Source organism: Pseudomonas aphyarum, from assembly GCF_028657055.1.
Classification (GTDB): domain Bacteria; phylum Pseudomonadota; class Gammaproteobacteria; order Pseudomonadales; family Pseudomonadaceae; genus Aquipseudomonas; species Aquipseudomonas aphyarum.
On record NZ_JAMDGS010000010.1, the window covers coordinates 438,418 to 447,006 of the forward strand.

The 8,589-nt window shown below is 63.3% G+C and carries 8 protein-coding genes; all 8 read left to right on the forward strand.

Translation table 11 applies throughout. From position 1 onward, the window contains the following. Positions 1 to 71: 71 nt before the first annotated feature. The 8 genes from glgX (at position 72) to M5G18_RS16020 (ending at position 8,533) form a co-directional block, all read left to right on the forward strand. Positions 72 to 2,231, forward strand: coding sequence for a glycogen debranching protein GlgX (gene glgX, locus M5G18_RS15985; protein WP_273900184.1), 2,160 nt, complete (start codon positions 72 to 74; stop codon positions 2,229 to 2,231). 1 nt (position 2,232) lies between these two features. Continuing rightward, the gene (locus tag M5G18_RS15990) at positions 2,233 to 3,231 is read left to right on the forward strand and encodes an acyl-CoA dehydrogenase family protein (protein WP_273900183.1); all 999 of its coding nucleotides are present in this window, start codon (positions 2,233 to 2,235) and stop codon (positions 3,229 to 3,231) included. Then, complete coding sequence (locus M5G18_RS15995; RefSeq protein ID WP_273900182.1) at positions 3,228 to 3,986, forward strand: PIG-L deacetylase family protein; 759 nt, start codon at positions 3,228 to 3,230, stop codon at positions 3,984 to 3,986. Before M5G18_RS15990 ends, M5G18_RS15995 begins: the two co-directional genes overlap by 4 nt. Then, positions 3,983 to 4,582, forward strand: coding sequence for an SAM-dependent methyltransferase (locus M5G18_RS16000; protein WP_273900181.1), 600 nt, complete (start codon positions 3,983 to 3,985; stop codon positions 4,580 to 4,582). Before M5G18_RS15995 ends, M5G18_RS16000 begins: the two co-directional genes overlap by 4 nt. Next, positions 4,579 to 5,238: a glycosyltransferase family 2 protein gene (locus M5G18_RS16005; protein WP_127798006.1), complete on the forward strand. Its 660-nt coding sequence runs from the start codon at positions 4,579 to 4,581 to the stop codon at positions 5,236 to 5,238. Before M5G18_RS16000 ends, M5G18_RS16005 begins: the two co-directional genes overlap by 4 nt. A gap of 183 nt (positions 5,239 to 5,421) precedes the next feature. Then, positions 5,422 to 6,183, forward strand: a complete 762-nt coding sequence (locus M5G18_RS16010; RefSeq protein WP_273900180.1) for a PIG-L deacetylase family protein — start codon at positions 5,422 to 5,424, stop codon at positions 6,181 to 6,183. A 91-nt stretch (positions 6,184 to 6,274) separates the two neighbouring features. Further along, on the forward strand, positions 6,275 to 7,072 hold the full coding sequence (locus M5G18_RS16015) for an endonuclease/exonuclease/phosphatase family protein (RefSeq protein ID WP_007952102.1): 798 nt from the start codon (positions 6,275 to 6,277) through the stop codon (positions 7,070 to 7,072). A 390-nt stretch (positions 7,073 to 7,462) separates the two neighbouring features. Then, positions 7,463 to 8,533: an autotransporter outer membrane beta-barrel domain-containing protein gene (locus tag M5G18_RS16020; protein ID WP_273900179.1), complete on the forward strand. Its 1,071-nt coding sequence runs from the start codon at positions 7,463 to 7,465 to the stop codon at positions 8,531 to 8,533. Positions 8,534 to 8,589 lie beyond the last annotated feature (56 nt).

Here is an 8,589-nt window from a genome sequence, read left to right on the forward strand (position 1 = left end):
GGGTTAGCCCGCCACCGAGGGCGCACTCGTCCTCGAAAAATGACCACCCCCGATTTTTTGCAGGAGCACCTATGACCCGTCCAAAGAAAGCCGAGCCCGCCGCGCACGCCGAACCCTCGCGCATCCGTGAAGGCCTGCCCTTCCCGCTCGGCGCGACCTGGGATGGTCTGGGGGTGAACTTCGCGCTGTTTTCCGCCAACGCCACCCGAGTCGAACTGTGCATTTTCGACGATGCTGGCGAAGTCGAACTCGAACGCATCGAGCTGCCGGAATACACCGACGAGATCTACCACGGTTACCTGCCCGATGCGCATCCAGGGCTGATCTACGGCTACCGGGTTTACGGCCCGTACGACCCGGCCAACGGCCACCGCTTCAACCACAACAAATTGCTGATCGACCCGTACGCCAAACAACTGGTCGGCCAGTTGAAATGGTCCGAAGCGCTGTTCGGCTACACCATCGGCCACCCGGACGCCGACCTCAGCTTCGACGAGCGCGACAGCGCGCCCTTCGTCCCCAAGTGCAAAGTCATCGACCCGGCGCACACCTGGGGCCATGACCATCGCGTCAGCGTGCCGTGGGACAAGACCATCATTTACGAGACCCACGTGCGCGGCATCAGCATGCGCCACCCTTCGGTGCCGGAGAACGTGCGCGGGACGTTTGCCGGGCTGATGGTCGACGATGTGCTGGAACACATCCGCAAACTCGGCGTGTCGACCGTCGAGCTGTTGCCGATCCACGCCTTCGTCAATGACCAGCACCTGCTGCACAAAGGCATGACCAATTACTGGGGTTACAACAGCATCGCGTTCTTCGCCCCGGACCCGCGCTACCTGGCCAGCGGCAAGATTGCCGAGTTCAAGGAGATGGTCGCGCACCTGCACGACGCCAATCTCGAAGTAATTCTTGACGTGGTCTACAACCACACCGCCGAAGGCAACGAGCAAGGCCCGACCCTGTCGATGCGCGGGATCGACAACGCCTCGTACTACCGTTTGATGCCGGACGACAAGCGCTTCTACATCAACGATTCCGGCACCGGTAACACCCTCGATTTGAGCCATCCGTGCGTGCTGCAAATGGTCACCGACTCGTTGCGCTACTGGGCGAGCGAAATGCACGTCGACGGCTTCCGTTTCGATCTGGCGACCATCCTTGGCCGCTATCACGACGGTTTCGACGAACGCCACAGTTTCCTCGTCGCCTGCCGTCAGGACCCGGTACTGCGTCAGGTGAAAATGATCGCCGAGCCCTGGGATTGTGGTCCCGGCGGTTATCAGGTGGGCAACTTCCCGCCGGGCTGGGTCGAGTGGAACGACAAGTTCCGCGACACCGTGCGCGCGTTCTGGAAAGGCGACGACGGCCAGCTCGCCGACTTCGCCAGCCGCATGACCGCCTCCGGCGAAATGTTCAACCAGCGCGGCCGGCGGCCTTATTCGTCGGTGAATTTCGTCACCGCCCACGACGGTTTCACCCTCAACGATCTGGTGTCCTACAACGACAAGCACAACGAGGCCAACGACGAAAACAATCAGGACGGCAGCAACAACAACCTGTCCTGGAACCACGGCGTCGAAGGCCCCACCGACGATCCGGAAATCAATGCGCTGCGCCTCCGGCAGATGCGCAATTTCTTCGCCACCCTGCTCTTGTCCCAAGGCACGCCGATGCTGGTCGCCGGTGACGAATTCGCCCGCACTCAGGACGGCAACAACAACGCCTATTGCCAGGACAGCGAAATCGGCTGGGTCAACTGGGACCTGAGCGAGGACGGCAAGGCGCTGCTGAAATTCGTCAAACGCCTGATCAAATTGCGCCTGGCTTACCCGATCCTGCGGCGCGGGCGTTTTCTGGTCGGCGAATACAACGAGGACATCGGGGTCAAGGACGTCACCTGGCTCGCGCCGGACGCCACCGAGATGACCACCGAACACTGGCATGACGCGCACAACCGCTGCATGGGTATGTTGCTCGACGGTCGCGCACAGGAAACCGGGATTCGCCGCAAGGGCGCCGACGCCACGCTGCTGCTGGTGGTCAACGCCCATCACGACATCGTCAACTTCACCTTGCCGGAAGTGCCTGAAGGCAGTTTCTGGACCTGCATGATCGACACCAACCAGCCATCGATCCGCGGGCAGGAACGCTTCACGTTCGGCCACGAGTACTCGGTCACCGGCCGCTCGCTGCTGCTGTTCGAGCTGCAACGCGAAGAAGAGGACTGACATGGACTTGCCCGGCTATCTCTCACGGCACGCGCCGGATTACTGCGACACAGCTGCCCTCGGCACGTGTCTGAGGGAAATGGTCGAAGCCGGCCTCGACCGTCTGCCATTGCCCGGTAGTGGTCGTACGCTGGAGCGCTGGCAACGGCTGTCCGAGGTCGGCGGGCATGACCTGGGACTGTGCAAACTTTACGAAGGCCATACCGATGCGCTGGCGATCATCGAGCAACTCGGTGGCTCGCCGACGCCCGGCAGCACGTGGGGCATGTGGGCGGCCGAACCACCGCAGGCGCGGGTTCGGGTCAGCCGTTCGGGGCAACTGGTGCGCTTGAACGGGCGCAAGGCCTGGTGCTCCGGTGCGGCAGTGCTCAGTCACGCCCTGCTCACGGCGTGGGATGAAGATGATCGTCAGCAACTGGTGGCCGTGGCCCTCGATCAACCGGGCGTGACCGTGACCGATCAAGGCTGGCAAGCGGTCGGCATGGCCGCCACCGGCAGCGTCGAGGTGCTGTTCGATGATGTCGAGGCCCAGGCGATTGGCGACCCCGGCGACTACCTGCAACGTCCGGGTTTCTGGCACGGCGGGATCGGCATCGCCGCGTGCTGGTACGGCGCTGCGAGGGAGATCGGCGAACGCTTGCGCCAACAATGTGCGCGAGGTGAAGAACCCCACGCGCTGGCCAGTCTCGGCGCCGTCGACAGCGCCTTGCACGGCGCAGCTCAAGCGCTGCGCGTCAGTGCCCTGGACATCGACAGCCATCCCCACAGCAACGCCGAGTTGCTGGCCCGCCGCGTACGCGCCGTGGTCGAGGATGCCGCCGAGCAGGTGATCCGCGAGACCGGTCGGGCCCTCGGCGCCGGGCCGTTCTGCAAGGATCCTCACTTTGCCCGTCTGGCGGCCGACCTGCCGGTGTATCTGCGCCAGAGCCACGCCGAACGTGATCTGGCAGCACTGGGCCAACTGATCGCGCAGCAACCGCGCGCGAGCTGGGCCCTGTGAAACGCAATCCGATCGTCGGCGAAGGAACCTCCCTGCATGAATGGCAGGGCTCACGGCATCTGGCGGCGGTAGACAGCATCGACGTTCTCGATCTGGTGCCGCCAGGGTCGCGTGCCGTGATAATCGCGCCGCACCCGGACGATGAAGTGCTCGGTTGCGGCGGACTGCTGCAACGTCTCGCTGAGGCGGGACGTACCCTGCAACTGATCTCGGTCACCGATGGCAGCGCCAGTCATCCGGGTTCGGATCGCTGGCCGGTGGAGCGCCTGAGCGTGGTGCGCCCGCAGGAGTCCGCCGAGGCCCTGCGTCGCCTCGGCCTGCCCATGCACCAGTTGCAGTGGCTGCGCGGCGGCTTCCCCGACACCCAGGTCGCCGCGCGCGAATCGATGCTGTGCCAATACCTGACCCGCTACCTGCAACCCGACGACGTGATCTTCACCACCTGGCGCGAAGACGGCCACAGCGACCACGAAGCCGTCGGCCGCGCCAGCGTCGAGGCGGCGCGCCGCGTAGGCGCGATTTGCCACGAACTGCCGGTCTGGACCTGGCACTGGGCAACGCCCGAAGACGCCATCGTGCCGTGGGAGCGGGCGCGCAAAATCCTGCTCAGCCCGGCGCAGGTCGCGCGCAAGCGTCATGCGGCGCATGCGTTCGCCAGCCAGCTTGAGGGCGATCCCGACGCGGGCCTGGCTCCGGTGCTCAAACCCTATGTCATCGATCGACTGCTGCAACCGTTCGAGGTGATCTTCTTATGAGTGTCGAGGATCGCTACTTCGAAGGCCTGTTCGCCGGCAATAACGACCCGTGGGGATTTCGCCAGCGCTGGTACGAACAACGCAAACGTCTCGTAACCCTGGCGGCCCTGCCCCGGCCGCACTACCGGGCCATCTTCGAGCCCGGGTGCGCCAACGGTGAACTGAGTGCGGCGCTGGCCGAACGCTGCGACCGGCTGTTGTGCTGCGACACCAGCGCTGCCGCAGCCAATCTGGCACGTACCCGGCTGAGCCCGTTCGACCACACGGAGGTGCGTCATGGTCGCTTGCCGGGCGACTGGCCCGAGGAAAAATTCGATCTGATCGTCTTTAGCGAAATCGGCTACTACCTGGACCGGCAGGATCTGACAGAGGTCATCCGTCGCATCAGCGATTCATTGACCGCGGACGGACAATTACTGGCCTGTCACTGGCGCCCGCCCATCGAAGGTTGCCCGCTCAATGCGCGACAGGTTCACGACCTGATTCACGAACAGTTGCACCTGCCGCGACTGGTACTGCATCAGGAAGCGGATTTCCTGCTGGAAGTCTGGAGCCGCGAACCCCGCTCGGTGGCCGCGCTGGAGGGGTTGCGATGATTGGCATCCTGATTCCTGCGCACAACGAAGAAGAATGGCTTGATGACTGTCTGCACGCCGCCTTGCGGGCTGGCGGACATCCCATGCTGGCGGGTGAACCGGTGGAAATCCTGGTGGTGCTGGACAGTTGCACCGATCGTTCGGCGCACATCGTCAGCCAGTATCCGGTGCAAGCGTTGAGCATCGAAGCGCGCAATGTCGGCCAGGCGCGGGCCATCGGTGCGCAGCAATTGCTTGAACGCGGTGCGCGCTGGATTTCCTGCTCCGACGCCGACAGCCGCGTTGCCGAGGACTGGCTGGTGGCGCAACTGGGGCTGGGCACCGATGCCGTGTGCGGCACGGTGACCGTTGACCGGTGGCATGACGGGTTCGATGAAGCGGCGCAGATTCGCTATCACCGCGATTACCGGGCCTGCGAAGGCCACCGGCACATCCATGGCGCCAATCTGGGCGTCAGCGCGCAAGCCTACGTCCGCGCCGGCGGCTTCGAACCGTTGTCCTGCGATGAGGACGTGCAGCTGGTGCGTCAACTTGAGCGGTCAGGGGCCAGCATCGCCTGGAGTCATCGTCCGCAAGTCATCACCAGCGCCCGTCTGGACAGCCGCGCACGCGGCGGTTTTGGCGACTATCTGCGACAGTTGGCACAGACTGAATAAAAAAAAGCGGATCAGGTTGATCTGTGACGCGACGAACCGCCCGTCTTGAGCAATACTCTGCTGCGCAGCAATCCAGGGTTCGGAGCGCTGCCGGGCTATCCACCAGCCTTCACGGGTCGCACACACCTGGTATCACCAGCGTTTGGGCGACTGAGGGCGAGACATAACAAGGACGTATCACTCATGAAACCGTTATCCCTCAGCGAGAGCGGCCTGCCGGCGCAGATCTGGAACAGTGCACCGCAGCTCGACAACATCCCCGTCATCAACACTCACACTCTGGTGCCACCCGGTGCCCGTGCCGTGGTCATCGCCCCGCACCCCGGCGATGAAGTGGTCACTTGCGGTGGCCTGCTGCAACTGCTTTCCAGCCTCGGACATCCCTTGCAACTACTGTCGATCACCGATGGCAGCGCCAGTCATCCGGGCTCGCGTCAGTGGTCGGAGAAACGCCTGAGCGTGTTCCGCCCGCAGGAAAGCGTCGAGGCGCTGCGCCGTCTGGGCTTGCCGATGCACAGCCTGAAATGGGTACGCGGCGGTTTCACCGACAAAGCCCTGCTCGACCAGGAAACCCAACTGACCGACTTCATCGCCCGCTACCTGCGCCCCGGTGATGTGGTGTTCAGCACCTGGCGCGAAGACGGCACCGCCGATCATGAAGTGGTCGGCCGGGCCAGCGCCAAAGCGGCAAAACAAGTCGGCGCCACCTACCACGATGTGCCGGTCTGGGCCTGGCACTGGCCGGAACGGGATCAGGCGCAGATTCCGTGGCATCGCGCGCGCAAGCTGCGCCTCGACACCTGGACCGTCGCGCGCAAGAGCCACGCCACCCACGCCTACGCCAGTCAGCTCAATGGCGAACCGGCGATCGGTATCGCGCCGCTGCTGCCCAAGTCGATTCTGGAGCGCATGCGCCTGCCCTACGAGATCGTCTTCGTCGATTGACGATCCGTCGGGCGCGGGCAGCCACTCAAAGTGAACTGCCCGCGCCCGGATCAGTCGCATGAACAGGCAGTCATGATTCAGAGGAGTGAACGTGTCCAGCGATCCCAAGCGTCATGCCGTCGACGCACAGACCTCGACCCCGTCCGCCATCCATCGCCTGCGGGTGCTGACGGTCAATACGCACAAGGGTTTCACCGCGCTCAATCGACGTTTCATCCTTCCGGAGCTGCGTGAAGCGGTGCGCAGCACCTCGGCCGATCTGGTGTTTCTGCAGGAAGTGGTGGGCGAACACGAGCGGCATTCCAGCCGCTACAACGAATGGCCGCAGACCTCGCAGTACGAGTTCCTCGCCGACAGCATGTGGAGCGACTTTGCCTACGGCCGCAATGCGGTGTATCCCGATGGCCATCACGGCAACGCCCTGTTGTCGAAATACCCGATCCGCGAATACCGCAACCTCGACGTCTCGATCACCGGCCCGGAACGCCGCGGCCTGTTGCATTGCGTACTGGATGTACCGGGGCATGCCGAAGTGCATGCCATCTGCGTGCACCTGAGCCTGCTCGAAAGCCATCGGCAACTGCAGTTGCAGCTGCTCTGCCAGTTGCTCGAATCGCTGCCCGACGATGCGCCGGTGATCATCGCCGGCGACTTCAATGACTGGCAGTTGCAGGGCAACGTCGCCCTCGCCCGCCGCGACTACCTGCACGAAGCCTTCGAACGTCATCACGGCCGCCCGGCCAAGACCTACCCCGCACGGTTCCCGTTGCTGCGACTGGATCGGGTCTACCTGCGCAATGCCAGCAGCCACGACCCGCAGATCCTCGGCAACAAACCGTGGACGCATCTTTCGGATCATTTGCCGCTGGCGGTTGAAGTGCATTTGTAGCGCGATACTGACAGCTGTCGTTACCAGCGCAACGATGCGAAACCGGTCGCCAAGCCCGGTTTCGCAGACCGACTGTCGGTTGCGAAACGTCTCTGCCTCGCGGTTTTCGCAGCCATTGGCTCTACAAACAAGCACTTAGATAAATGCGCAAAAACAAAAACTTGCATCACCCGTTTTGACTCGACCGCTCATCGTCCAATTTCTTGACGCAAGGGCTCGGGTCTTCTTAGCTCTACCTTACTACCCCCGGAAATACTACTCGGGGCGAACCTCAGGTCACTCGTCAAAACGGGCGGCCACGGGCTCGCCTCGCTCCATTCGGTCGCCCCTCGTTCGGGGTAGGAGAGACGCCAAGGCGAGATACCGCGTGCGCTAGCAAGGTAGACCTCCATGAAAACTTCACTCACCTCACAAGAGATCAAAATCACCTTCTGCACTGTTTCAAGTTCTATCTTGCTGTGCTCGTCCATGGAGGCGCAGGCGGGTCCTGTGGCGGACGAGGCGACACCCTGGTATCGCCAGGACATTCCCGTCATGACTCTCCCCGCCACGGTCGTGACCCCGGGCCCGCAACGGCTGAGCCCACAGCGGGATCTGCGCGGGACAAACCTGATTACCGAAGACCTCGCCCCCTCGGCCTGGGATCAACTCTACGGACAGACGTCCCGCCAGGCGCAAACCGACGTCCTCAGCCCGGGTTTTGCCACGCCCGGCACCGGCGACTTCAAGGGCCCCGCCGTGCTGACCCTGAAAAGCAGCAGCGGCCACACCCAACAGGTTGGCCTGATCGGCGGGGTCAGTCAGATTCAGGGCAACAGCAACGGTCTGATCACCAGCCGCGCCCTCGCCGACCCGAACACCGACACCCTCAACCTGCAAGGCCAGAGCCTGGGCGCTTACTACAGCCTGATCGGCCCGCAGGGCTGGCACGTCGACCTGTCGGCCAGTGGCGGCCGGGTCAGCGGTTTCAGCCGTAACGAGCAAGGCGCACGCCTGGCCACCGAAGGCAGCGCGATGACGCTGTCGGTGGAAGGCGGATTCCCGATCGGTCTGGGTGAAAACTGGGTGGTTGAACCGCAGGCGCAATTGATCAACCAGCGCATTACCCTGGACACGCCCTATGCGGGCTCGGGCAATGCGTCTTCCAGCGACATTTCATCGTGGAGCGGCCGGGTCGGTGCACGCTTGAAAGGTAGCTACGATCTGAACGGCCTGCCGGTCGAACCCTACGTGCGCACAAACTTGTGGCACACGGTTTATACCGGCAACACGGTGACGCTGGATCAGGTGGACAAGATCAGCAGCAGCCGCAAGTCCTCGACGGTGGAAGTCGGACTGGGACTGGTGGCGAGAATGACGCCGGCGGTGAGCCTGTACGTCAGCGCCGATTACAGCAGCGATGTGGATGACAACGACCTGAACGGATTGATTGGCAGCCTCGGCATTCGGATGCGCTGGTAAGGACGAGCCTCAGATGATCGTTCCCACGCGGAGTGGACTGACCCCGACAAATTGGT

Excerpts from the sequence above, each read along its gene's own strand:
- M5G18_RS15990 (WP_273900183.1), top strand. The coding sequence starts at position 2,233 with ATGGACTTGCCCGGCTATCTCTCACGGCACGCGCCGGATTACTGCGAC.
- M5G18_RS16020 (WP_273900179.1), top strand. The coding sequence starts at position 7,463 with ATGAAAACTTCACTCACCTCACAAGAGATCAAAATCACCTTCTGCACT.
- M5G18_RS16010 (WP_273900180.1), top strand. The coding sequence starts at position 5,422 with ATGAAACCGTTATCCCTCAGCGAGAGCGGCCTGCCGGCGCAGATCTGG.
- M5G18_RS16005 (WP_127798006.1), top strand. The coding sequence starts at position 4,579 with ATGATTGGCATCCTGATTCCTGCGCACAACGAAGAAGAATGGCTTGAT.
- glgX (WP_273900184.1), top strand. The coding sequence starts at position 72 with ATGACCCGTCCAAAGAAAGCCGAGCCCGCCGCGCACGCCGAACCCTCG.
- M5G18_RS16000 (WP_273900181.1), top strand. The coding sequence starts at position 3,983 with ATGAGTGTCGAGGATCGCTACTTCGAAGGCCTGTTCGCCGGCAATAAC.